We start from the raw sequence: 23,964 nt of genomic DNA, 5'->3' as shown, positions 1-23,964 counted from the left end.
GTGGTGGGTGATTGGCCATGGGTGATCCGCCATACCGGATCCCCGCCTGTCACCACCTGATGTTGCTGTTGGACAACTGTCGCACCGGCTCAGAACGAACCGGTGGTCTTGAACTCCTCGATGCCGGTCTTGAACGCCGCTTCGATCTCGTCGTTCCAGGCGCCGGTCTTGTTGATCTGCTCGATCAGCGCGCCCTGGGTGTTGGCGAAATGCGCGTGCAGGCCATCCTCGAACGCACCGATCCTGGCCACCGGCACGTCGTCCAGGTAGCCCTCGTTGACCGCGTAGATCGACACGGCCTGCTGGGCGATGGACATCGGCAGGTACTGCTTCTGCTTCATCAGCTCGGTCACGCGCTGGCCGCGCTCGAGCTGCTTGCGGGTGGCCTCGTCCAGGTCGGAGGCGAACTGGGCGAACGCCGCCAGCTCGCGGTACTGCGCCAGCGCAATGCGGATGCCGCCGGACAGCTTCTTGATGATCTTGGTCTGGGCCGCGCCACCCACGCGCGACACCGAGATGCCGGCGTTCACCGCCGGGCGGATGCCGGCGTTGAACAGGTCGGTTTCCAGGAAGATCTGGCCGTCGGTGATCGAGATCACGTTGGTCGGCACGAACGCGGACACGTCGCCAGCCTGGGTCTCGATGATCGGCAGCGCGGTCAGCGAGCCGGTCTTGCCCTTGACCTCGCCGTTGGTGAACTTCTCCACGTACTCCTCGGACACGCGCGCGGCGCGCTCGAGCAGGCGGGAGTGCAGGTAGAACACGTCGCCCGGGTAGGCTTCGCGGCCCGGCGGGCGGCGCAGCAGCAGCGAGATCTGGCGGTAGGCCACGGCCTGCTTGGACAGGTCGTCATAGACGATCAGCGCATCCTGGCCGCGGTCCATGAAGTACTCGCCCATGGTGCAGCCCGAGTACGGGCTGATGTACTGCATCGCCGCCGATTCGGACGCGGTGGCCGCCACCACGATCGTGTGGGCCATGGCGCCGTTCTCTTCCAGCTTGCGCACGATGTTGGCCACCGTCGAAGCCTTCTGGCCGATGGCCACGTACACGCACTTGATGCCGGTGTCCTTCTGGTTGATCACCGCATCGATGGCCAGCGCGGTCTTGCCGGTCTGGCGGTCGCCGATGACCAGCTCGCGCTGGCCGCGGCCGATCGGGATCATCGCGTCCACCGACTTGTAGCCGGTCTGCACCGGCTGGTCGACCGACTTGCGCCAGATCACGCCCGGGGCCACGCGCTCGACCGGTGCGGTCTGGGTGGCGGTGATCGGGCCCTTGCCGTCGATCGGCTCGCCCAGCGCGTTGACCACGCGGCCCAGCAGCTCCGGACCGACCGGCACCTCGAGGATGCGGCCGGTGGTCTTGGCCACGTCGCCTTCGCGCAGGTGCTCGTAGTCACCCAGGACCACGGCGCCGACCGAGTCGCGCTCCAGGTTCAGCGCAAGCGCGTAGGTGGGCGAGCCCTCGCCGGCGGCCGGCAGCTCGACCATCTCGCCCTGCATCACGTCGGCCAGGCCGAAGATGCGCACGATGCCATCGGACACGGAGGTCACGGTGCCCTCGTTGCGGGCCTCGGCAGAGAGCTTGACCTGCTCGATGCGGGTCTTGATCAGGTCGCTGATTTCGGAGGGGTTGAGCGTGGTAGCCATGTTGATTTCCTTGGAGGCGCGCGCCGGAAAGTGGGCTTGCGACCTGAAAAGTGAACTGTCTGGGTGCGGCGTGCGTCAGCCCGCCAGGGCAGCCTGCAGGCGCGCCAGCTTGCCCTTGAGCGAACCGTCGATCACCACGTCGCCGGCATCGATCAGCGCGCCGCCCAGCAGCCCGGCGTCGACCGACGCGACCACTTCGACATCGCGGCCAAAGCGGCGCTTGAGGGCATCACGCAGCCGCTCCAGCTCCTGCGGCGCCAGCTCGGTGGCGGAGGTCACCCGGGCCCGGACCACGCGCTGGTCTTCGGCACGCAGTTGCTCGAACAAGCCGGCCACCTCGCCCAGCAGCGGCAACCGGCCGGCCTGCGCCAGCAGCGCGAGGAAACGGCCGTAGGACGCATCAACGCCCTGCGGGGCCAGCAGCACCACCGCTTCGTCGTCGCGCAACGCCGGATTGCGCAGCAACCCGTCCACGCGCGGGTCGGCGGCGACCTGTGCGGACAGCGCCAGCGCCGCCGACCAGGCGTCGACGCGGCCTTCATCGCGGGCCACGCCATAGGCGGCGCGGGCGTAGGGGCGGGCAAGGGTGAGGGCCTGGCTCATGTCAGATCTCGGCCGCCAGCTCGTCGAGCAACGCCTTGTGGGCGTTGGCGTCGATCTCGCGGCGCAGCAGCTTCTCGGCACCGCTCACCGCCAGCACCGAGACCTGCTTGCGCAGCTCCTCGCGCACGCGGTTGGCCGATGCGTCGATCTCGCCCAGCGCGGCAGCCTTCTGCCGGTTGGCTTCGGCGATTGCTTCCTCGCGCGCGGCGTCGATGATCTGGTTGCCGCGGGCGTGGGCCTGGTCGATGATCTCGTTGGCCTTGCCGCGGGCTTCCTTGAGCAGCTCGTTGACCTTGTCCTGCGCCTGCGCCAGGTCCTTCTGGCTGCGGTCGGCCGCGGCAAGGCCCTCGGCGATCTTCTGCTGGCGCTCTTCCAGTGCCTTGAGCAGCGGCGGCCAGATGAAGGTCGCGATCAGCCAGATCATGCTGGCGAATGCCAGGGCCTGGGCGATTAGGGTCAGATTGAGGTTCATGGGTGCGCTCTGCCTGTACTCGGGACGCCCGCGGCGCGGACGCCACCGGGTTTCCTGGATGCGGCCGCCGGCATGGACCGGCGGCAGCCGTCGGGGATAACCGGCCCGACGGTTACGGGGCCAGGCCGCCGACCAGGAACGGGCTGGCGAAGGCGAACAGCAGGCCCACCGCGACGCTGATGATGAACGCGGCGTCGATCAGGCCGGCGGTGATGAACATGCGCACCTGCAGGACCGGGATCAGCTCGGGCTGGCGTGCGGCCGACTCCAGGAACTTGCCCGACATGATGGCAAGGCCCAGGCCTGCGCCCAGCGCAGCCAGGCCGATCATGATGCCGACGGCAAGGACGGTCGAAGCCTGGACGGAAGCGAGTGCGGTCAGTGCGGTTTCCATGGTTTTCTCCGGATATGAATGGCGAAGGGTGAAAGGGTGAAGGGGATGGGGGATGAAGCGAAGCCCTGGGTGCCGCAACCGTGATCAGTGGCTGTCTTCAGCCAGGCTGAGGTACACGATCGACAGCATCATGAAAATGAATGCCTGCAGCGGGATGACCAGCAGGTGGAAGATCATCCAGCCGAAGCCGAACACTGCGCCGCCCACCAGGCCCAGCAGGCTGGCGCCGCCGAGCACCCAGATCAGCAGGAACACGATCTCGCCGCCGAACATGTTGCCGAACAGTCGCATCGCCAGCGAGATCGGCTTGCTCAGCCACTCGACGATGTTGAGGATGAGGTTGAACGGCATCATCCACTTGCCGAACGGCGCGGTCAGGAACTCGAGGGTGAAGTGGCCCAGGCCCTTGGCACGCAGGCCGAAGAACAGGGTCAGGAAGAACACGCTGATCGACAGGCCCAGGGTGGCGTTGACGTCGGCGGTGGGCACCGGCTTCCAGTAGGGCACGCCCATCCACTCCAGCGGCTTGGCGATGAAGTCGGCCGGGATCATCTTCATCGTGTTCATCAGCAGGATCCAGAAGAACAGGGTGATCGCGATCGGCGTCACCAGCTTGCTGGTCCCGTGGTAGGTGTCGCGGGCCTGGCGGTCGACGAACTCCAGGCAGATCTCGACGAAGGCCTGCCACTTGCCGGGCACGCCGGCGGTCGCCTTGCGCGTGGCCAGCCAGAACAGGAACACCATCAGCAGGCCGATCAGCACCGAGCTGATCAGGGTGTCCAGGTGCACGGTCCAGAACGTGCCGCCGTCGCCGACCTGGGCGGTCAGATTGTGCAGGTGGTGCTGGATGTAGCTGGTAGGGGTCAGTTCCGCCTCGCCCGCCATAGGTCCGTTTTCCTGTTCTCAACGCAATCTGGATTGTTTTCGCCCGACCCCACGTTCAGCGCGCAAGTGCCAGGGCAGGCACCTGCGCCGCCAGCGCGGCGGCAACCGCGGCCAGCATCGGCAGCGGTGGCAGCCCGCAGGCCAGCACGCCCAGCGCCAGCGCAGCGACCAGGACCAGCCACTTGGCCAGCATCCCGGCCAGCAGCCGCGCGACCGCAGGCCCGGCGCCTTCGACCCCGCCTCCAAGCGAGATCCGCGCCGCCAGCGCCCCGGCCAGCATCACCGCCGCGCCGCCTGCAAGCGCCGCCGCAGGCCGCAGGCCGCCCCACCAGAGGCACACCAGCGCGACCAGCAACGTCGCTGCTGCCTGCCACACAATTACACGCCGGGCCTGTCGCCGGCCTGCGGCAACGGAGTTCAGCACGTGACGGGTACCTGTGGAGGAAGCGGAGGCTGGCTGCATGCAGGATGCGCCTCGCCGAGCCGCGAAAGTATAGCAGCGGGACATTTTCGGGGACAACCGCCATACGCTGCCGGTGCCGCTGGAACTTTCACGAGGCTGCCGGGTCGCAGCAGTGCCGGGACGGAGAACCTCGTCGGTCCAGCCCGGCGCCACGGCCCCGGTTTCGCGACCGGGGCCTTTCCATTGATCCGTCACCGGCCCCGGTAGATGCACGCCGCCGCACGCCCGCCAACGGCAAACGGCCCGGTTGCCCGGGCCGTTGCTTGGGGTGGTACAGCCGATGGCAGCCGTCAGGCGGCCAGCAACGCCTTCATCTTCTTCATCGCATTGGCCTCGATCTGGCGGATGCGCTCGGCCGAAACCCCGTATTCGTCGGCCAGTTCCTGCAAGGTGAGCTTGTTGTCGGCATCCAGCCAGCGGCGGGCCACGATGTCGCGCGAGCGCTCGTCCAGGCTGGCCAGGCCCTGGCGCAGCAGCTGCAGCTGGTTGTCCTCGCTGTCGGCACGCTCGTAGGCCACCGAAGGGTCCTCGTCGTGCGCCACCAGGTAGGCCGCGGGTGCCGGCGGGGCGCGCTCGTCGTCCTCGTCGGTGGGGGCATCGAAACCGATGTCACGGCCGGACAGCCGCGATTCCATCTCCAGCACCTCGCGCTCGGAGACGTTGAGGTCGCGGGCCACGGCGCTGACTTCGGCCGCGTTCATCCAGCCCAGCCGGGTCTTGGCCTTGCGCAGGTTGAAGAACAGCTTGCGCTGGGCCTTGGTCGTGGCGACCTTGACGATGCGCCAGTTCTTGAGGATGAACTCGTGCATCTCGGCGCGGATCCAGTGCACGGCGAAGCTGACCAGGCGCACTCCCAGCTCGGGGTCGAAGCGCTTGACCGCCTTCATCAGGCCGATGTTGCCTTCCTGGATCAGGTCGCCCAGTTGCAGGCCGTAGCCGCTGTAGCCGCGGGCCACGTGGACGACGAAGCGCAGGTGCGAATGCACCAGCTCCCGGGCTGCATCCAGGTCCTCATGGTCGCGGAAACGGCGGGCCAGGGCCTGCTCTTCCTCCACGCTCAGCACCGGGATCTGGTGCACCGCGCCGACATAGGCCTCCAGCGAGCCCAGCGGACTGGGAACGGGAAGGTTGTTGGCGACGAGTTGGGTCGAACGGATGGTCTGGGTCATGGCACTCATCTTAGCAATCGGACGATTGGACTGCTAACGCCGGGGATGGTTCCCTGCGTTGCATCGGCGCAACGATATCGGGCGTCGCCAATACCTTCTGAATCAGGCATGTACGCCACCGCAGCAGCACCGCAGGGAGCGCCCGGCGGCGTGGCCGCCGTCCATGGGCGGTCGGGGCAGGGCCGGCGCCTACGCGGCAAGGGGCGGCAGGTCGAACACCAGTACCTCCGCGTCCTGCCCGGCCTGGATCCGCATCTGCGGCTCATCGCGATACATCAACGCGTCGCCGGCGGCCAGGGCGTGGCCGTTGACCGTGGCGGTGCCGCGGACCAGGTGCACGTAGGCCAGCCGCCCGGGGGCGATGTCCAGGTCCGCCGCCTCGTCGCCATCGAACAGGCCGGCATACATGCGCGCATCCTGGTGCATGCGCAACGAGCCGTCGGCACCGTCCGGGCTGACCACCAGGCGCAGGCGGCCGCGCTTGCCGGCTTCGTCGAAGCGCTTCTGCTCGTAGCCGGGGGTGATCCCGGTGCGCTCGGGCAGGATCCAGATCTGCAGGAAATGGGTGGTGCCGGTGGTGTCGTAGTTGAACTCCGAATGGGTCACGCCGGTGCCGGCACTCATGCGCTGCACCTCTCCGGGCACGATCGTTTCGACATTGCCCATCGAGTCCTTGTGCGCCAGCGCGCCCTCCAGCACGTAGCTGATGATCTCCATGTCGCGATGGCCATGGCTGCCGAAGCCCTGGCCTGCGGCCACCCGGTCCTCGTTGATGACCCGCAGCGGCCCCCAGTGCATGTGCGCGGGGTCGTGGTAGTCGGCGAAGGAGAAGCTGTGCCGGGAATCCAGCCAGCCGTGGTTGGCGTGGCCGCGCTCGGCGGCCGGTCGCAGGATGATCATGGTGCCTCCAGGGATGGGAAGCCGGGCGGACCCGGCGCTGGAGTACAGAGTGACTGATATCACCACTGGAATAAATACATCAATCTGAGTGCTATTGTTCTATTTATGGAATAAACGCACCGGGGCATCCGGGTACCGCAGCACCGCCGGGCTCTTGGCCTCCAGCCCGCACGGGCGGGCCTGCCCCGGTCAGCCGGTCAGCCGGCCCCTGCCAGCATCGCCTCGACCTCGGCGCGCGGCGGCAGCGACCAGTCGATCGGCGCCTGCCCGCGCCGGGCCAGGTAGTCATTGGCGGCGGCGAAATGGCCGCAGCCCATGAACCCGCGGTAGGCCGACAACGGCGAGGGGTGTGGCGCCTTGAGCACCCGATGCCGGCGCGGGTCGATCACCTTGCCCTTGGCCTGGGCGTAACTGCCCCAGAGCATGAACACCAGCCCCTCGCGTTCGCGCGCCAGGGTCTCGATGACGTGGTCGGTGAAGCCCTCCCAGCCCTTGCCCTGGTGGGCGCCGGCACGGCCCTGCTCCACCGTCAGCACCGCATTGAGCAACAGCACGCCGCGCCGCGCCCAGGGCAGCAGGCAGCCGTGGTCCGGCCGCGGCAGGCCGAGTTCGGCCCCGATTTCCTTGAGGATGTTGTCCAGCGAGGGCGGCACCGCCACCCCGGGCGGTACCGAGAAGCACAGGCCGTGCGCCTGGCCCGGGCCGTGGTACGGGTCCTGGCCCAGGACCACCACCTTGACGGACTCGAAGGGCGTGGCGTCGAAGGCCGCGAAGATCCGCGGCCCCGGCGGGTAGACCTGGACTCCGGCGGCCTTGCGCTGGCGCAGGAATGCGGACAGCTCGCGCATCTCCGGGCGCAGCAGCCAGTCGCCGATACGCGCACGCCAGGAGGGCTCCAGGCGGATGCTTTCCCCGGCCTGGCTCATGCCGGCCGCTGCATCAACCCGGCTCCGCTGCACCGTCCAGCCGCGCCAGGCGCAGCTGGAACAGCACCTTGGTCACCAGCAGGCGCTCCTCGATCGGCTTCTGCACCAGGTCGTTGGCCCCGGCCTTGAGCAGCTCGGACTGGTTGTGGCGGTTGGCGTCGCCGGTCATCACCAGCACCGGCAAGCGGCGCTTGCCGTAACCGAAATCCACGCGGATGCGCTGGACCACGTCGCGCCCGCTGAGCTCGCCCTTGAGGGTGACGTCGGTCAGGACCAGGTCGGTCTTGTGCTTGGAGCGGCCCAGCGATTCGACCGTGAGCAGGCCGAATGCCTCCTCGGCGGTGATCACGTGCACCACGTTCAGGTGCTGGCGCTCGAGCATGCGCTTGGTGGCTTCGGCCACCACCCGGCTGTCCTCGATGTACAGCACGGTGGCACCGGGGATGGCCTGCGGCTGCACGTAGCCGCGGATGAACTCGGCCAGCGCCTCGTGCCCGAGCGACTTGTCGAAGTAGTCGGTGACGTACTCGGTGAAACGGCGCTCGACCAGGTGCTGCTGGGCATCGCCGGATACCACGATCACCGGCACGTAGGCCTGCCCGGCTGCCTCGCGCACGCTGCGCGCCAGTTCCAGGCCGTCGCCATCGGGCAGCGAGAGCGCGGTGGTGACCAGGTCCACCGCGCCGGCTTCCAGCGCCTGGCGCGCCTCGGCGATGCTGGAACAGCCGACCACGTCCACGTTCGGCAGCTCGCGCTTGAGGACGTCGGCGATCAGCTTGCGCACCAGCTTGGAGCCGTCGGCCACCATTACCCGCGGTGCGTCGCTGATCAGGTGCTTGAGCTCGTGCGAAGCCATCAGGTCTCCGTAGGCCGGGTCTGGCGCAGGAAATGACCGGTGACCGCCCAGGCTCCCAGCCACCCCAGCAGGATGGTCCCCACCAATACCACTCCCGAGTGCAAGGCATCCAGTCCCTTCAATGCGAAGGCGCTGCCGTAGCTGGCGCTGAGCGCGGCCAGGGGATCGCGCAGGGCCAGGCCGGCGGCGCCAATCAGGCCCAGCGCCAGCAGCCCTGCACCCAGGCCGTACCACACGCCCAGGTAGAGGAAGGGCCGGCGGATGAAGCCATCGCTGGCGCCGAGCAACTGCAGCACGCCGATCTCCTCGCGCCGCGACTGGATGTCCAGGCGCACGGTGTTGCCCACCACCAGCAACGCGCCCAGGCCAAGCAGCACCGACAACACCTGGACCACGCGCTGGCCGAAGCCCAGCCACGCATCCAGGCGACGGCGCCACAGTGCATCGTGCTGGACCAGGTCGGCCTCCGGCAGCGCCTCCAGCGCGCCGGCCAGGGCGGCATCGTCGCTGCCCTGCGGCACCACCACCAGCAGCGTGGGCAGCGGGTTCTGGCCCAGCGCATCGATCGCCTCGCCCAGGCCGCTGCCCTGGCGGAAACCGGCCAGCGCCTGCTCCGGCGTGCGTATCTCCACCGCGGCCACGTCGGCGCGCGCGCGCAGCCGCCCGGCAAGCGTCGCCGCCGCGTCCGCCGCCACGTCCATCTTCAGAAACACGCCGATCTCGCGCGACTGCTGCACGCTGCCGGTGAAATGGCGCAGGTTGTCCATCACGATCGACAACCCCAGCGGCAACGCCAACGCCAGGCCCATCACCGCTACGGTCAGCAACGTGGCCCACGGCTTGCGCAACACCCGGCCGAGGCTGAAGGCCAGGCTGTGCAGATGCTGGTCCAGCCAGACCCGCGGACGCGAGGGCGTGTCCGCCGCTGCAGGCCTGGCGTGCGTGGCGCGCGTCATTCGGCCAGGTCCTGTGGCGAGATGTCATCGACCAGGCGGCCGTGATCGAGCACCAGTACGCGCTTGCGCATGCGCCGCAGCAGAGGCAGGTCATGGCTGACCACCAGCACGCTGGTGCCGCGCTCGGGCAGCCCGGCGAACAGCTCCATGATCTCGGCGGCCAGGGTCGGGTCGAGATTGCCGGTGGGCTCGTCGGCCACCAGCAGCGGTGGCTGGGCGATGATCGCCCGGGCAATGCCCACGCGTTGCTGCTCGCCCGCGGACAACTGCGACGGCAACGCCTTCTCGCGGTGGCCCAGGCCCATGCGCTCGAGCACCGACCGCACCCGCTTGCCGATCTCCGCCCGCCGGGTGCCGCGCAGGATCAGCGGCAGGGCGACGTTCTCGCCGATGCTGCGATCAGTAAGCAGGCGATGATCCTGGTAGACCACGCCGACCTGGCGGCGATGCAGGGCGACCTTGCCGCCGCGCACCCGCTGCAGGTTGCGATCGCCCAGCAGCACGGTGCCGCGGGTGGGCCGCTCGGACAGGTGGATCAGCCGCAACAGGGTGCTCTTGCCGGCACCGGAGTGGCCGGTGACGAACAACATCTCGCCCTCGGCCACCTCGAAGCTCACGTCCACCAGCGCCTGGTGGCCGCCGGGATACTGTTTGCTGACACTGTCGAATCGCAGCACGCTCATGCGGCGATTATGCCGGGGCCTGCGCCCGGGGGGATACGGTGCACGCCAGCACGGCGGCCCCGCACCCGTGCCCCGGGGAACTCAGCTTCCCGAAACCAGCGAACGCAGCTTGCGGCCGATGCGGCTGAACAGTGAATCGCCCTGTTCGGCCGGTGCAGGCCGCGCCGGTGCCTGCGGCTGGCCCTGGCGCCCGCCCGCTTGCGGCTTCGGCGCACGGCCCTGCGACTGCGAAGCCGCATCGGCGGCAGCACCGTCAACGGGCTTGCCACGCCGACGGCGACGACGCTTGCGCGGCGCTCGTTCGCCCTCGGCACCGGCCTCGACGGACGCAGGCCGGGCGTCTCCTTCCACACGCGGACGCCGCGGCGCGCGTGCCGGCGCCGCCGGCGCATCGCCAGCCGGAGCCGCGCCTTCGGCAGCCGCCACGGCGGTGGCCGGGGCAGGAGTGCCGGCTACGGGCGCCACGCCCTCGCCACGCGGGCGCCGCGGACGGCGCTCGCCATCACGGCGCGCGCCTGTGCCACTGCCGCCACTGCGGCTGCCACCTGCACGGCTGCTGCCACTGCGGCTGCCACCGCCACGGCGCTCCTCCTCGGCCGCGCGCTGCTCGCGCGCCTCGCGGAAGATCTGGCCGATGCTCTCGCCTTCACCCTCGTCGCCCTCGTCGGCGCCACCTGCCGGCAACGCGCGCGGCGTGCGCGGCAGCGGCACCAGCAGGTCGGCGGTGACCGGCGCGGTCGGGATCTTCTGCTCGATGTAGGCCTCGATGTCCGGCAGGCCCATCGCGTAGCGCTCGCAGGCGAAGCTGATGGCATCGCCCTCGGCGCCCAGGCGGGCGGTGCGGCCGATGCGGTGGACGTAATCCTCCGCGTCGAACGGCAGGTCGTAGTTGTAGACCGAGCTGACACCATCGATGTGCAGGCCGCGCGCGGCCACGTCGGTGGCCACCAGGATCTCGAGCTGGCCCTTCTGGAAGCGGTTGAGCAGACTCTCGCGCTTCTTCTGCGGCACGTCGCCGGACAGCACGCCCACGCGGTAACCAGCCCTCTCCAGGGCGCGGGCCACGCGCTCGACGAACACCTTGGTGTTGACGAACACCAGGGTGCGCGTGCCCTCGCTGCGCGAGAGCAGCCCCAGCAGCAGCGGCAGCTTCTCCTCGTCGGCCGGGAAGTACATGAGCTGGCGCACGCGCGCGGCGGTGATCGACTCGGCCTCGGCCACCAGCTTTTCCGGCTCGTTCATGTGCTCGTAGGCCAGCTCCAGCACGCGGTGGCTCAGGGTGGCCGAGAACAGCAGGGTCTGGCGCTCGGTGCGGATGGGCATGCGCCGCAACAGGAAGCGGATGTCCTTGATGAAGCCCAGGTCGAACATGCGGTCGGCCTCGTCCAGCACGCACACCTCGCAGGCATGCAGGCTGACCACCCTGTGCTGCTTGACGTAGTCGATCAGCCGGCCCGGGGTGGCGATGATCACGTCCACGCCCTGCTGCAGCAGTTCGCGCTGCTTGTCGTAGTCCACGCCGCCATAGACCAGGGCGAAGCGCAGGCCCAGCTCGGAACCGAGCTTCACCGCATCCTTGTGGATCTGGATGGCCAGCTCGCGGGTCGGCGCCAGGATCAGCGCGCGCGGGTCTTCCGGCTTGCGCTCGGCCAGCGCCGGGCGGGTGAGCAGGCGGTTCATCACCGTCACCAGGAACGCCAGCGTCTTGCCGGTGCCGGTCTGCGCCTGGCCGGCCACATCGCCGCCGACCAGCGTTACCGGCAGGGTCAGCGCCTGGATCGGCGTGCATCGGGTGAACCCGGCCGACTCCAGCCCCGCGAGCAATGCCGGGTGCAGGTCGAACGAGGAAAAAACAATATCGGTCAGCGGTTTGTCGCTCATCATCCAGTCTTCATGGGGCCGCCTGTGCGGAGGTGCCGGCAGCGGTCTTGCATCGGGTTCCCGGCCGCCGCACACTGCGCTCGGCACCGGGTTGTGCGGCCGTCTATGGGGATGGCGGACCCCTTGACAACCCTGCGGAACGCCCCAGTTTACCCCAATGCGCGGGCCTACCCGACGGCCCGTTCGCAGGCAATCCCCATGGAGACCCCCCAAGTGAATGACAAGGTGATGCATATCGGCGATGCCGATTTCGACAGCGCCGTGCTGCAATCCGCCGAACCAGTGCTGGTCGATTTCTGGGCCGAATGGTGTGGCCCATGCAAGATGATCTCGCCGATCGTCGATGAGCTGGCCCAGGCCTACGACGGCCGCATGAAGGTGGCCAAGGTCAACATCGACCAGAACCGCGCCACCGCGATCAAGTACCACGTGCGCTCGATCCCGATGCTGCTGCTGTTCAAGGATGGCCAGGTGCAGGCCACCCAGGTCGGCGCGGTCGGCAAGGGCCAGCTCACCCAGATGATCGACAAGACCCTGGGCGCGGCGGCCTGAGTGCTTCCGGGATGGCTGGACGGCCGGTGTTGCGCCGTCCTGCCATTGCCTGAACCGGGGCAAGGCCCTGCTTGCCGCAGCCCCGGAAGCGGTGCTAGTGTCATCCAATCCGGTCACCTTCGGTGGCCGCACCTCGCCGGGAAGCGGTATTCCCGTCCCCTCCGGCGCACCCACCCCACGAGTCCCTCCGCCCGTCCCAGGGCGCTCGCACCTTCCAGCGAGGAATCGCAGTCTTGTCCGATAACACCCTGCCTGAAGCGACCGGGAGCGATGACGCACCCGCCGAAAAGCGTGCACGCAAGCGCGTGACCAAGCCGGCCGAAGCCGCGCACGAGCCAGCCCCCGCGGCCGGCTCGCCACCCGCACCCCCTGCTGCTCCGCAAGCCCCGGCTCCGCAGGCTCCGGCTCCGGCGGCAGCTTCGGCTCCGGCCGCGGCCGCGGCAGCGGCGCCCGCGGCGAGTGCCGGCCAGGCACCGGCCAGCCAGGACGCCGGCAACGAGGGCGGCGCGGCCCCGCAGGGTGGCGACGGTAGCGGTGGTGGCGGCGAGCGCGAGCAGCGCGAAGGTGGCCGCCACGGCAACAACCGGCGCGAGCGCTTCCGCAACCGCCGCGACCGCCAGCGCGAGCGCGGCCGCGACGATGGCGACATGCAGGACGACGGCAACGGCCAGCAGCAGCACGTGTCGCGTCCGCATCCGAGCGTGCCCGAGGGCTTCCCCCAGTATTCGCTGGGCGACCTGAAGCGGATGCCCGCGCACAAGCTGCTGGAAATCGCCGAGCAGTTGCAGATCCACGAGGGCGTGGCCCGTGCGCGCAAGCAGGACGTGATCTTCGCGCTGCTGAAGGTACTGACCCGGCATGGCGAGGGCGTGGCCGCCGACGGCGTGCTGGAGATCCTGCCCGACGGCTTCGGCTTCCTGCGCGCGGCCGAGGCCAGCTACCTGGCCGGCCCGGACGACACCTACATCTCGCCCAGCCAGATCCGCCGCTTCAACCTGCGCACCGGCGACCACCTGTCCGGCCGCATCCGCTGGCCCAAGGATGGCGAGCGCTACTTCGCCCTGAGCGTGGTCGACACGATCAACGGCGAGCCGATCGAGGCGTCCAAGAGCAAGAACCTGTTCGAGAACCTCACCCCGCTGTTCCCGCGCAAGCGCTTCCGCCTGGAGCGCGGCGATGGCAGCACCGAGGACATCACCGGCCGCATCCTCGACCTGATGGCGCCGCAGGGCAAGGGCCAGCGTGCGCTGATCGTCTCCCAGCCCAAGGCCGGCAAGACGATGATGATGCAGCAGATGGCCACCGCCATCACCACCAACCACCCGGACGTGCACCTGATCGTGCTGCTGATCGACGAGCGCCCGGAAGAAGTGACCGAGATGCAGCGCACCGTGCGCGGCGAAGTCATCTCCTCCACCTTCGACGAGCCGGCTGCGCGCCACGTACAGGTGGCCGAAATGGTGATCGAGCGGGCCAAGCGCCTGGTCGAGCACAAGAAGGACGTGGTGATCCTGCTCGACTCGATCACCCGCCTGGCGCGCGCCTACAACAACGTGGTGCCCAGCTCAGGCAAGGTGCTCACCGGCGGCGTCGACGCCAACGCCCTGCACCGGCCCAAGCGCTTCTTCGGCGCTGCGCGCAACGTGGAGGAAGGAGGCTCGCTGACCATCATTGCCACCGCGCTGATCGACACCGGCAGCAAGATGGACGAGGTGATCTACGAGGAGTTCAAGGGCACCGGCAACTCCGAAGTGCACCTGTCGCGCCGGATCTCCGAGAAGCGCGTGTTCCCGGCCATCGACATCAACCGCTCCGGCACCCGCCGCGAGGACCTGCTGATCGAGCCGGAGCTGCTGCAGAAGATCTGGATCCTGCGCAAGCTGCTGCACCCGATGGACGAGATCGGGGCGATGGAGTTCATGCTGGACCGGATGAAGAACACCAAGTCCAACGACGAGTTCTTCGCTTCGATGAAGCGCTGAGGCGCTGCACCGCCAGCGCACGGAAGCCCCGCCCAGGCGGGGCTTCTTTTTGGTTCGTCGCCCGGGTGCGGGCAGCCTCCGGGTGCAGTGCGGCGGCGCTTGGGCATGTGGTGTGCTGCCGCCCATGTCCCGCGGTCCCGGCCTGGCGGCTGGATGCCTCTCGGCGACCTTGCATGGCTGGCGGATCGCCGGCAGGCCGTTTTCCAGCTGGCGGTCGCCGGCAAGACCGGCTCCTGCATGTGGGGGCCGATGAACGCGACACGGTGTGGTGCGATGCCTGCTGACGGGAAGTCACCGCATCCGCAGACGAGGCCGCCAGCCACCGATGCTGCCCTCCGGCGATGGCCGCATCGGGCATCGCGCGTCTACTGCTCCGCGTTCTGGTGGACGTCGGCGGTGGCCGGCGCATGCTGGTCGCGGAGGCCGGGCAGTGACGGATCGATGGCCACGACCTGGACAACGGCCGCGGCGTCCTCCGCAGTTCCGGAAGCATCCACATCCACGTCCGCGTCCGCGTCCGTCTCCGATGGGGGCGGGGCGTCCAGCATCGCCAGCCATTCGCCGACCTGGGCCTCGACCAGATCCGCGCACTGGCGCGCGTAGTCGGCCGCCACGCCGTGCACCTGCGCATACGCATCTTCCTGCCAGAGGCCCAGGGGCATGGCCTGCGGCTCGGGTCTGCATTGCACGGTGGGCATCCACCGCGCAGGACCCGGACCGTCGACGCCCGCCTCCTCGGCCGAGATGGACGCCTGGTAACGCAGCTCGTAGGGCGTGTCCGAGCGCTTCAGGTGCTGGTAGATCAGGGTCCAGTCCCCCGGGGTGGCCATGATCCGCAGCGCGGCCGGCGCCGCTGAGTGGCCGGAGCGGGACTGCAGCAGCGCGCCGATCCGCTGTTCCAGCATCGGCAGCATCAGCGCGCCGGTGGGATCGGGCAGTGCCTCGAGCCGCTTCCCCTTCAACTGCTCCTTGCTGAAACCGGTGGTGTGATGCCGCCCGCCGGCAAACGCCCCCAGCAGGGCGCCGGCCACCTTGAGCGAGGTGACCTTGGCGGTGTCGCCGCGGGTCACCAGGCGCAGGTCCGACGTCGTCTCGGCACCGGTTTGCGGCCGAGCCACAAGTTCGACCGTGACCGCTGGCGCCGCGGGTGCAGGAACAGCATCGACCTCCTGCCCGTGGAGACCGGCAGCCACTGCGGCGTCTTCAACAATGGCGCCGGCATGTGCGTGCGCGGCTGCCAGGCACAGCGCCAACAGGGCAGACAGGGTCAAACGCGGTGAATTCCATTTCATTGCCATCCTCCATGGTGTCGGTGAAACGCGGTGCGGACGCCGGCCGGGCCGGTGCCTGCGGTGGAACTGGTTCGGGCGCGGCTTGCCCGCGACGCTGGCTGGTGCTCAGCCTCCTTCCGGTGGCGGGCGCAGCTTCAGGCCGCCGCCCTGCCCGACCGGATGGGCGTGGCTGGCGGCCATGCCTTCGAGCGGCGCGCGCTGTTCCTCGGCGGGCAACCAGGGCACCGCCCGACGCGGCCCCGGCACGTAGGCGTGCCACTGCCCGTAGCGGACCTCCTCGTCCACCGCGGTGTACTGGACCGGCACCCGCACGCTCCAATGGGACTCGGCGGCCGCCTCGCCCTTGGTGGGTGGGTGGAACGTCCATCCGCGCGCCGTGCGCAGCGTGCCGCGGGCGAAATGCTTGCGCCACATCGCGGCCGTCCCGGGCTCCGGCACGAAATGCAGGTTCACCTGCTCGTCGAGCAGGTCCAGCACCTTCCCGTCGCGGCCGACCTTCAGCACCACGTACACGGTCGCACCCACCTGGTAGGTGACCGGGCTCCACGGGACGGACGGATACGCGGGCAGCGCGAGCCGGTCCGGGGTCAAGTCGTAGTCGGCGGGCACCTGGGTGGGCAGGAAGGACGTGCCGTGGAGCTGCAGGCGCATGCCACCGTCGGCATGCGGAACCGCCTTCAGGTGCAGGGACATGCGGTTGTGCAAGGCCACCGGCTGCCCGTCCAGGGTCGGCGGCTCGAACTCCCAGCGCGGAATCTGGTACTCGAGGTACCGGCGTACTTCCTCCGGCAACGCGTCCGGATCGCGCAGCTGGTAGTCGAGGGCCTTGCCCTCCGGTCCGACCAGGATCGTGCCTTCCACGCCTATCCCGGCTTCCGCTTCCGGCACGGGCGGCGCCTTGCCGGGTGCGATGGCGCTTGCGGCACACAACACGCACACCAACCACCATGGACTGCGCATGCCGATTCCTCTCGTGGATGCAGGGCGCTGGGGTGGACGCATCGTACTCAGCAGCCGGGGGTCAGGATCCAGCCATACGAGCTGCGCTCGCTGCCGGAGCCGGCGACACTGAAATACGCCTGCATGCGGATGCCGGCCTTCATCTGCTCGATGATTTCCGTGCGGAACCCGGGATCGCCGCTGTCGTACAGCTGCACATCACGACGGAAGCGCTGCATCCGCACCTGCACCGCGTGCGCCTCCTGCGCTTCCTCGATTTCGTACTGCTCGAGCGGGCGACCGTCCGAGGCGTGGGTTTGCACCGGCGGAACGGGCTGGTCGCCAATGCCGGCACGCGCCGCCCTGGCCAGGCTCGAACGGGCGCTTTCCAGCTGCTCACGGTGGTAGGTGCCGTACCACTTCACCGCTGCGTCGTCGGTCAGTGGCGTGACCGCCAGGCAGTAGCGCCACGTCTTGCGCGGGCACTTGCCACTCCAGCCGCAACTCCAGAAGCGGGACACGTCGTACTCGACATCCACGACCTCGATCTTCTCCAGCGCGGTGGAGGCATAGGGCATGGGGTTGGGCGGCTGATTGCAGCCAGCCAGGACCAACACCGCCAACAGGACGAGCGCTCGGCTGCTCATTGCTTGCCTCCCCTTAGGCACATTGCGCGGAACGCACGCCAGAACGGCCGACCGCCTCTTCCTGGACGCGGCAGTCTAGCCCGGGCGCAGGCTGCCGGATCGCAGCCTGCGGGATGCTCGGACGAGGGGTACGCCATGGGGGTCCAACGGCGTGGCGGGCCCTCGGCGGGCACCGCCGGTACGGCCGTCAGCCGCGTGGCTCGCGCAGGAACCGGGCCATCGACACGCCCGGCTGCACCGGGGCGAATTCTGCGGCGACGTCGACGAAACCGCGCATCACCGCGATCTCGCGCGGGCTGCGGTTGAGCGTATCGCGCAGGTCCGGGTCGGCACCGCCGCGCAGCAGGCGCTGGACCACGCTGCCCAGGCCGTGCAGCGCAGCCAGGTGCAGCGGGCCGAAGCCGCGCGGTTCCTGCGCATCCAGCGACACACCTTCTTCCAGCAGACGCTCCATCGCGGCCAGGATCACGCCCTCGTCGCAGGGGCTGCCCGGTTCGGCGCGCGCACCCAGCAGCAGCAGCAGCGGCGTGACCCCGCCGGCGGCCGGCTGGTCGGGCTCGGCGCCGTTCAACAGCAGGGTGTCGAGCAAGGCCAGCAGGCGCGGGCGGTCGCGCGCGGTGAAGCCGTACAGCGCCGCGCAGTGCAGCGGCGCCAGGCCCTGGCTGTCGCAGGCCAGGATGTCGGCACCGGCCGAGAGCAGGCGCGCGGCGATGTCGGCCAGGCCCAGCGCCGAGGCCAGCATCAGCACGGTCACCCCGCCGGGCAGGCGGTGTTCGATGTCGGCGCCGGCATCGAGCAGGGCGGCGACGATGGCGGTCTGGCGCATGCTCACCGCCGCCGACAGCGGAGTGGCGCCACTGTGCGCGGGGTGCTGTGGATCGGCGCCGCGTGCCAGCAGCAGGTCCACTGCCGCGGCATGGCCGCCGCCTGCGGCGCGCAGCAGGCCGGTGCAGCCCTGGGCGTCGGTCGCGTCCACCGGAAAGCCCAGCTCGAGCAGGCGATGGACCGCATCGGCATCGCCGGCCATCGCTGCGGCCACCACGTCCGCGGCACGCAGCGGGCGCCGCGGCAACGGCCAGCCGCGCCAGTCCAGCCAGTCGGCCAGGTCGCGGCGGCCACTGGCCAGGGCCACGCCCAGGGGCGTCTGCCCATCGGCGGCGCGCGCTTCGGGCGAGGCGCCCTGCGCCACCAGCCGGCGCAGCGCCGATTCGCGACCCAGCGCTGCGGCCAAGTGCAAGGCGGTCATGCCGTGGCTGTCCCGGGCCTCGCGGTCGATGCCCGACACCAGCAGGGCTTCGAGCAGCCGCGGCCACCCGAGGCGCACCGCCAGCGACAACGGCGGATCACCCGCCGCCGATGGCGCGAACGGGTCGGCGCCCTGGGTGAACAGGTCCAGCGCCAGCGGTTCGTGCTCCTGCCCGGCCTGGTCGCGCTGCACGCATGCGGCGAGGAAGCGCGCCAACCCGCCGGCCCCGGCCGGCGACACGCCGCGGGCCAGCAGCAACCGGATCGCCGCGGCACCTTCGCCACCCTGGCCCAGCAATGCGCTCAGCGCGGTTTCGCCGTCGATCACCAGATCGGCGTCGGCGCCCTGGTCCAGCAACCAGGCCAGCACCTGCGGCTGGAGGCGCAGTGCGGGATCGTGCAGCAGGCTGCCAAGCTCGGCGGCCGAGCACAGCCGGGCCAACGCCGCCAGGCCCTCCCACTGGCCGGCCTGGAGGCCATCGCGCAACAGCGCCAGCGGTGGACGCTCGTCGGCTTGTGCGGGTGCAGCGGCCACGGTGTCGGCCACGGCCGCCGGCAACGGATAGCCGGGGTCCAGCGCAGCAACCACCGTCCAGCGCCCGGCTTCGGCCGCCAGATCGACCGCACGCCGCCCTGCGGAGTCGGCCTGGGCGGGGTCGACGCCGGCATCGAGCAGGCGCTTGACCAGTGCCGGCGATGCGCGCTCGGCCGCCGCTGCCAGGACCAGGGCGTTGCGGCCCTCCGCATCGGTCGCCGCCACTGCCACGCCGGCAGCCAGCAGCTGTTCCAGCACGCCGCCGCGCAGGGCCCGGGCCGCTTCCAGCCAGGGCGTGCGCCCGGCGGCATCGCGCGAGTGCGGATCGGCGCCGGCGGCCAGCAATGCGGCGACGATGTCGGCATGCCCGGCCAGGGCTGCTTCATGCAATGTGGTGCGCCCGTCGCGGCTGGTCGCGCCGACCTTGGCCTTGAACTTGAGCAGCAGTTGCACCCCGGCCGGATCGTCCTCCTCGGTACCGGCGGCGGCCAGCAGCACCGGCTGGCCGCCCGCCGGCTCGGGGCTGGCACCGCGTTCCAGCAGGAACCGCGCCAGGCGCCAGTTGCCGGCTGCACAGGCAACCCCCAGCGGTGCATGGCCCTCGTGGTTGAGGGCGTCGATGTCGGCGGCGGCATCGCGCAGCAAGGCGGCCACGCCCGGGTCGGTGCTGCGCGCGGCATGGTGCAGCGGGGTGTTGCCCTCGGCATCGCGCGCACGCGGGTCGGCCCCATTGGCCAGCAGGGTCATCACCGCTTCCGGGCGGCCGTGCCAGCTGTCGCGGGTGGCCGCCAGCAGCGGGCTCATGCTGCCGTCGCGGGGGTTGAGGTCGATGCCGCGGGCGATCAGTGCACGCAGCAGCCGCAGGTCCGGCAGCACCGCGGCCATCGCCGCCAGGCTGCGCCGGTCACGCTCGCCGGACGGCGGCGGCGCCAGCGGATCGGCCCCGGCATCGAGCAGCTGCAGCGCGCGATCGACCCGGCCGCCGCGTGCGGCCGCATACAGTTCGGCCGACAGTGCCACCGCATCGACCGGCACGGTGGCCGCCGGATCGGCCGCATCGGCAGGGTCCGCCTGGCCGACAAGGAAATCCAGCGGCGATGCACCCATTGCCGGCGGCGGGGTCCGCTGCAACCACAGGTGCAAGCCCGGCAGGGCCAGCGCATAGACCGCCGCCAGCGGCCAGCGCGCGGCATCCGGCAGCAACTGCGGCCACGCCGCCAGCAGCACGCCCGCCAGGGCCAGCGCCACCGCCACCGCCGCACCGAGCCCGGACCAGCTCCCGGCCTCCTGCTGCGGCAGGCGCTGCCACAGCGCAAGCATGCTGCCGCCTTCGGCTTCCAGCGCGCGCCATATCGGCCAGGTCCGCCACAGCGCCAGCACCAGCGCGGTCGCCATCGCGCTCAGGCCCAGCGCGGCACCGAGGCTGCCGTGCCGGAGCACGGCGGCCAGTGGCCATGCCAGCAGCATCCACGCCAGCACCAGGCCGCAGCTCCACACGGCCAGCAGCGCCAGCCCCCAGCGGGCCAGCGCGCGATGGTCCGTCGCCACCGGAGCGGTGCGCCGCACCCGGGCGACCGCCATTGCCAGCGCCGGCTGCGCCAGCAGTCCGGCCAACAGGGCCGGCACGCCGCCCAATCCGGTGCACAGCGCAAGGACGATGCCGCAAACCCCTGCTCCCCAGGCGGCGCGCGGCCAGCGGCGGATACCGGGTTCAGGCACCGGCCTGGACCTGCGGCAGCGGCGGGAACTGCACGTGGAAACCCTGCACCGCAAGGTTGCCGCGGACCACGTCGGCATCGGCCCTGGCCAGGCGCCGCTGCGGGGTCAAGGCCACCTCCAGCACGAATGCCAACCCACCCAGCTGCGCGCGCAGCGGCTCGGGCACCCGCGAAAAATCATCGCGCGCGGCCAGATACACGTAGGTATCAACCTTGCGAAGGCTCTTGTAGACGTAGGCTTGCATGCGCGCGCGCCGCGCCACCCTCGGGGGAAAGGGGAATCCAGGCGATTGTGTCGGAAATACGGCAGGCGCGGAAGCGCGCAGGCATGGGCGTTCAGTTTGCCCCCGGCGTACGTCGAACAAGCCTTGGGGCGGCTGTGGCTATACTCGCGCGCCAGCCGACGCCCGCCACCACCCACCCGCTCTTGGCCATTCCGACCGACATTCCGCAGATCGCGCCCCTGGCGATCACCGCCTGCACCGCGACCACCGCGCTGGGCAGCGGCATGACGGCGCAGCTCGACGCGCTGCGTGAACGCCGTGGCGGGCTGCGCCGCAACGACCTGCCCGGACTGCCGCTGGAGTGCTGGATCGGCCGCGTCGACGGGCTCGAGGACGCGCCGCTGCCGGCCACCTGGAGCATCTGGGAATCACGCAATCACCGCCTGGCCTGGCTGGCCCTGTGCCAGGACGGTTTTGCCGACGCCGCCGCCGCCGCGGTGGCCCGCCATGGCGCCGGGCGCGTGGCGGTGGTGATGGGCACCTCCACCTCGAGCATTGGCGAGACCGAGCGCGCCTACCTGGAGGCCGATGCCGGCCGCATGCAACCCGGGCAAGTGGCGCTGCGGGTGCACAACCCGCATTCGCTGGGGGATTTCGTGCGCGTGGCCACCGGCGCACGCGGAGCATGCATGACCGTGGCCACCGCCTGCTCGTCCAGCGCCAAGGTGTTCGCGCATGCGGCGCGGCTGCTGCAGGCCGGGGTGGCCGATGCGGCCATCGTCGGCGGCGTCGACACCTTGTGCGGCAGCGTGCTGTTCGGATTCAACGCATTGCAGCTGGTCTCGGCCGAGCCTTGCCGCCCGTTCGATGCGCGGCGCGATGGCCTGTCGCTGGGCGAGGCCGGCGGGTTTGCGCTGCTCGAACGCGAGTCCGCCGGCGCGCGCGCGCAGGGCTGGTTGCTCGGCTACGGCGAATCCAGCGATGCCCACCACATGTCCACCCCGCACCCGCAAGGGCTGGGCGCACGCCTGGCGATGCAGGACGCGCTGGCCCGCGCCGGCCTGCAGCCCGCACGGGTGGGCCACCTCAACCTGCACGGCACCGCCACGCCGGCCAACGATGCGGTGGAGGCACAGGCGGTGGCCGCACTGTTCCCGGCGCAGCTGCACGCCAGTTCCACCAAGGGCTGGACCGGCCACACCCTTGGCGCGGCGGGCATGGTGGAATCGGCGTTCACGCTGCTGGCCCTGCGCGAAGGCGTGCTGCCCGGCATCCTCAACAGCCGCGATCCGGACCCGGTCTGCGGCCCCCAGGTACGGTTCGACAACGCGCGCGCCGACATCGAGTACGCGATGAACAATGCCTTCGGCTTCGGCGGCAACAACTGCTCGCTGGTGTTCGCGCGCGCATGAACGAGACCGTCCTGACCGCCACCGTCGAAGGCATCGGGCTGTGGGCGCCCGGCGTGCCGTCCTGGGACGCGTTCTGCGCCCTGCGCCGCGGCGCGCCAGCCGCGATCGACGCAGCGGCCAGGCCTGCACCGATGCTGCTGCCGCCAAACGAGCGCCGGCGCGCACCGGACACGGTGCTGGTGGCGCTGCAGGCCGCACAGGCCGCCTGCGCCGCCGCGCAGCGCGACCCGGCGGGGCTGCCGTCGGTGTTCGCCTGCACCCTCGGGGACTTGGCCATCAACGACCATCTGTGCGACACGCTTGTGCGCGCACCGACGGAAATCTCGCCGATCCGCTTCCACAACTCGGTGCACAACGCCGCCGCCGGCTACTGGACCATCGGCACGGGCGCGATGCAGCCGGCCACTGCGCTCAGCGCCGGACCCGGCACATTCGCGCTGGGCCTGCTGGAGGCGCTGGCGCAACTGGCCACGGGCACCGAGGCGGTGCTGCTGGTGGGCTACGACGGGGCATCAAGCGGCCTGCTGCGCCAGCTGGTGCAAAGCGACGGCCTGCTGGGTGGCGCACTGGTACTGGCCCGGGGCGCGCAAGGTACCGGTCCGCGGCTGACTGCGCGCCTGGATGTCGGTGCCACGCCGACCCCGCCGCCGGTGCAGGTGGCGCCGGGCAATGCGATGGCGCCGATGCTGGCCCTGATGGCGGCGCTGGCCGACCAGGCCGCCGGGGCGGTGCTGCCGGCGGGCGACAACCAGGCGTTGCGGATCGGGATTGCCCATGGCTGAGCTGCGCAACCCGGCCGTGGTGATCCCCGCATTGAACGAATCGCTGCGCATCCGCGAGGTGGTCGAGCAGACCCTGCGCCACTGCCCCTGGGTGATCGTGGTCGACGACGGTTCCGATGACGGCACCGCGCAATGCCTGGAAGGCCTGCCGGTCACGGTGTTGCGCCATCCGCAGCGCCGCGGCAAGGGTGCGGCGCTGCGCACCGGCTTTGCCGAAGCGCATGCTCGCGGGGCCTGCGGCGTGCTTACCCTCGATGGGGACGGCCAGCATGACCCGGCCGACCTGCCACGGCTGCTGGCCGCCGCCGCGCGGCACCCGCAGCGGATCGTGATCGGCGCGCGGCTGCGCCATCGTGCCGCGGCACCCACCCACCGGCGAATGGCCAATGCCTTCGGCGACTGGGGCGTGGCCTGGGCGGCCGGCCACCGCATCGCCGACACCCAGAGCGGACAGCGCTACTACCCGGCCGAAGTGCTTGCACTGGGCGAAGTGCCCGGCGAGGACTTCGTGTTCGAGGCGCAATTGCTGATCTCGGCCGCGCGCCGGCTCGGCGTGCGCTGCGTGTCGATCCCGGTGGAAACCCGCTACCGCGGCGCCGACTACCCGATGCGCTGCAGCCACTTCCGGCCGCTGCGCGACCTGTACCGGATCACCTCGCACGTGGTGCGCCAGGTGCTTGCCCACGGCGATGTGTGGAACGAGTACGCGCGGGTCCGGGCGCAGGCGCCGGTGATCGACCGCGAGGCCTGACCCCGGCCGCCCCCCTCCACCCGGCGCCTGCGCTGTGGCCGCACC

At 70.5% G+C, this 23,964-nt stretch carries 23 protein-coding genes; 5 read left to right on the top strand and 18 right to left on the bottom strand.

From position 1 onward, the window contains the following. Positions 1-89: 89 nt before the first annotated feature. From atpA to rhlB, 13 genes are all read right to left on the bottom strand, one after another. Entirely contained in the window at positions 90-1,652 is a 1,563-nt protein-coding gene (gene atpA / locus ACEJ41_RS00745; RefSeq protein WP_374012897.1) for a F0F1 ATP synthase subunit alpha, read from the bottom strand. A gap of 75 nt (positions 1,653-1,727) precedes the next feature. Next, entirely contained in the window at positions 1,728-2,255 is a 528-nt protein-coding gene (locus ACEJ41_RS00740; protein WP_374012896.1) for a F0F1 ATP synthase subunit delta, read from the bottom strand. 1 nt (position 2,256) lies between these two features. Beyond that, the gene (locus ACEJ41_RS00735) at positions 2,257-2,727 is read right to left on the bottom strand and encodes a F0F1 ATP synthase subunit B (RefSeq protein ID WP_374012895.1); all 471 of its coding nucleotides are present in this window, start codon (positions 2,725-2,727) and stop codon (positions 2,257-2,259) included. Positions 2,728-2,839: 112 nt separating this feature from the next. Next, entirely contained in the window at positions 2,840-3,121 is a 282-nt protein-coding gene (atpE, locus tag ACEJ41_RS00730) for a F0F1 ATP synthase subunit C (protein WP_162311566.1), read from the bottom strand. An 84-nt stretch (positions 3,122-3,205) separates the two neighbouring features. Beyond that, positions 3,206-4,006: a F0F1 ATP synthase subunit A gene (gene atpB, locus ACEJ41_RS00725; RefSeq protein ID WP_374012894.1), complete on the bottom strand. Its 801-nt coding sequence runs from the start codon at positions 4,004-4,006 to the stop codon at positions 3,206-3,208. A gap of 55 nt (positions 4,007-4,061) precedes the next feature. Further along, positions 4,062-4,382: a hypothetical protein gene (locus ACEJ41_RS00720; protein ID WP_374012893.1), complete on the bottom strand. Its 321-nt coding sequence runs from the start codon at positions 4,380-4,382 to the stop codon at positions 4,062-4,064. Positions 4,383-4,759: 377 nt separating this feature from the next. Then, on the bottom strand, positions 4,760-5,638 hold the full coding sequence (gene rpoH / locus ACEJ41_RS00715; RefSeq protein ID WP_374012892.1) for an RNA polymerase sigma factor RpoH: 879 nt from the start codon (positions 5,636-5,638) through the stop codon (positions 4,760-4,762). Between the two features lie 189 nt (positions 5,639-5,827). Next, positions 5,828-6,538: a pirin family protein gene (locus tag ACEJ41_RS00710; protein ID WP_374012891.1), complete on the bottom strand. Its 711-nt coding sequence runs from the start codon at positions 6,536-6,538 to the stop codon at positions 5,828-5,830. A 197-nt stretch (positions 6,539-6,735) separates the two neighbouring features. Continuing rightward, positions 6,736-7,464, bottom strand: a complete 729-nt coding sequence (gene ung / locus ACEJ41_RS00705; RefSeq protein ID WP_374012890.1) for a uracil-DNA glycosylase — start codon at positions 7,462-7,464, stop codon at positions 6,736-6,738. Between the two features lie 13 nt (positions 7,465-7,477). Then, positions 7,478-8,320, bottom strand: a complete 843-nt coding sequence (locus ACEJ41_RS00700) for a response regulator (RefSeq protein ID WP_374012889.1) — start codon at positions 8,318-8,320, stop codon at positions 7,478-7,480. Continuing rightward, complete coding sequence (gene ftsX, locus ACEJ41_RS00695; RefSeq protein ID WP_374012888.1) at positions 8,320-9,276, bottom strand: permease-like cell division protein FtsX; 957 nt, start codon at positions 9,274-9,276, stop codon at positions 8,320-8,322. The genes ACEJ41_RS00700 and ftsX overlap by 1 nt, the downstream gene beginning before the upstream one ends. Then, positions 9,273-9,959 carry a cell division ATP-binding protein FtsE gene (gene ftsE / locus ACEJ41_RS00690; RefSeq protein ID WP_374012887.1) on the bottom strand — a complete coding sequence of 229 codons (687 nt, stop codon included), beginning with the start codon at positions 9,957-9,959 and terminating at the stop codon, positions 9,273-9,275. Before ftsE ends, ftsX begins: the two co-directional genes overlap by 4 nt. Positions 9,960-10,040: 81 nt before the next feature. Next, a complete protein-coding gene (gene rhlB / locus ACEJ41_RS00685; RefSeq protein ID WP_374012886.1) occupies positions 10,041-11,840 on the bottom strand; it encodes an ATP-dependent RNA helicase RhlB in 1,800 nt (599 codons plus the stop codon). 213 nt (positions 11,841-12,053) lie between these two features. Here rhlB and trxA point away from each other — a divergent pair, with 213 nt between their 5' ends. Beyond that, the gene (gene trxA, locus ACEJ41_RS00680; protein WP_374014025.1) at positions 12,054-12,392 is read left to right on the top strand and encodes a thioredoxin TrxA; all 339 of its coding nucleotides are present in this window, start codon (positions 12,054-12,056) and stop codon (positions 12,390-12,392) included. A gap of 233 nt (positions 12,393-12,625) precedes the next feature. Continuing rightward, positions 12,626-14,374: a transcription termination factor Rho gene (gene rho / locus ACEJ41_RS00675; RefSeq protein WP_374012885.1), complete on the top strand. Its 1,749-nt coding sequence runs from the start codon at positions 12,626-12,628 to the stop codon at positions 14,372-14,374. 365 nt (positions 14,375-14,739) lie between these two features. Here the strand turns inward: rho and ACEJ41_RS00670 are convergent, their stop codons facing one another. The 5 genes from ACEJ41_RS00670 to ACEJ41_RS00650 all read right to left on the bottom strand — a co-directional run bounded on the left by ACEJ41_RS00670 (position 14,740) and on the right by ACEJ41_RS00650 (position 20,995). Then, positions 14,740-15,627 carry a hypothetical protein gene (locus tag ACEJ41_RS00670; RefSeq protein WP_374012884.1) on the bottom strand — a complete coding sequence of 296 codons (888 nt, stop codon included), beginning with the start codon at positions 15,625-15,627 and terminating at the stop codon, positions 14,740-14,742. A gap of 144 nt (positions 15,628-15,771) precedes the next feature. Next, positions 15,772-16,527: an energy transducer TonB gene (locus ACEJ41_RS00665; RefSeq protein WP_374012883.1), complete on the bottom strand. Its 756-nt coding sequence runs from the start codon at positions 16,525-16,527 to the stop codon at positions 15,772-15,774. A 146-nt stretch (positions 16,528-16,673) separates the two neighbouring features. Then, the gene (locus ACEJ41_RS00660) at positions 16,674-17,252 is read right to left on the bottom strand and encodes a hypothetical protein (RefSeq protein ID WP_374012882.1); all 579 of its coding nucleotides are present in this window, start codon (positions 17,250-17,252) and stop codon (positions 16,674-16,676) included. A gap of 187 nt (positions 17,253-17,439) precedes the next feature. After that, complete coding sequence (locus ACEJ41_RS00655) at positions 17,440-20,751, bottom strand: ankyrin repeat domain-containing protein (protein ID WP_374012881.1); 3,312 nt, start codon at positions 20,749-20,751, stop codon at positions 17,440-17,442. After that, complete coding sequence (locus ACEJ41_RS00650) at positions 20,744-20,995, bottom strand: YcgL domain-containing protein (protein ID WP_374012880.1); 252 nt, start codon at positions 20,993-20,995, stop codon at positions 20,744-20,746. Before ACEJ41_RS00650 ends, ACEJ41_RS00655 begins: the two co-directional genes overlap by 8 nt. 209 nt (positions 20,996-21,204) lie before the next feature. Here ACEJ41_RS00650 and ACEJ41_RS00645 point away from each other — a divergent pair, with 209 nt between their 5' ends. From ACEJ41_RS00645 to ACEJ41_RS00635, 3 genes are read left to right on the top strand one after another with little or no spacing between them, the layout of a single operon-like run. Continuing rightward, on the top strand, positions 21,205-22,386 hold the full coding sequence (locus tag ACEJ41_RS00645; RefSeq protein WP_374014024.1) for a beta-ketoacyl-ACP synthase: 1,182 nt from the start codon (positions 21,205-21,207) through the stop codon (positions 22,384-22,386). Beyond that, the gene (locus ACEJ41_RS00640; protein WP_374012879.1) at positions 22,383-23,168 is read left to right on the top strand and encodes a beta-ketoacyl synthase chain length factor; all 786 of its coding nucleotides are present in this window, start codon (positions 22,383-22,385) and stop codon (positions 23,166-23,168) included. The genes ACEJ41_RS00645 and ACEJ41_RS00640 overlap by 4 nt, the downstream gene beginning before the upstream one ends. Then, complete coding sequence (locus ACEJ41_RS00635; protein ID WP_374012878.1) at positions 23,161-23,919, top strand: glycosyltransferase family 2 protein; 759 nt, start codon at positions 23,161-23,163, stop codon at positions 23,917-23,919. The genes ACEJ41_RS00640 and ACEJ41_RS00635 overlap by 8 nt, the downstream gene beginning before the upstream one ends. Positions 23,920-23,964 lie beyond the last annotated feature (45 nt).

Origin of the sequence: Pseudoxanthomonas koreensis (genome assembly GCF_041890415.1) — a bacterium.
GTDB lineage: Bacteria > Pseudomonadota > Gammaproteobacteria > Xanthomonadales > Xanthomonadaceae > Pseudoxanthomonas > Pseudoxanthomonas koreensis_A.
The sequence above is the reverse complement of the archived record's forward strand: the minus strand, read 5'-3'. Positions and strand labels throughout refer to the sequence as shown.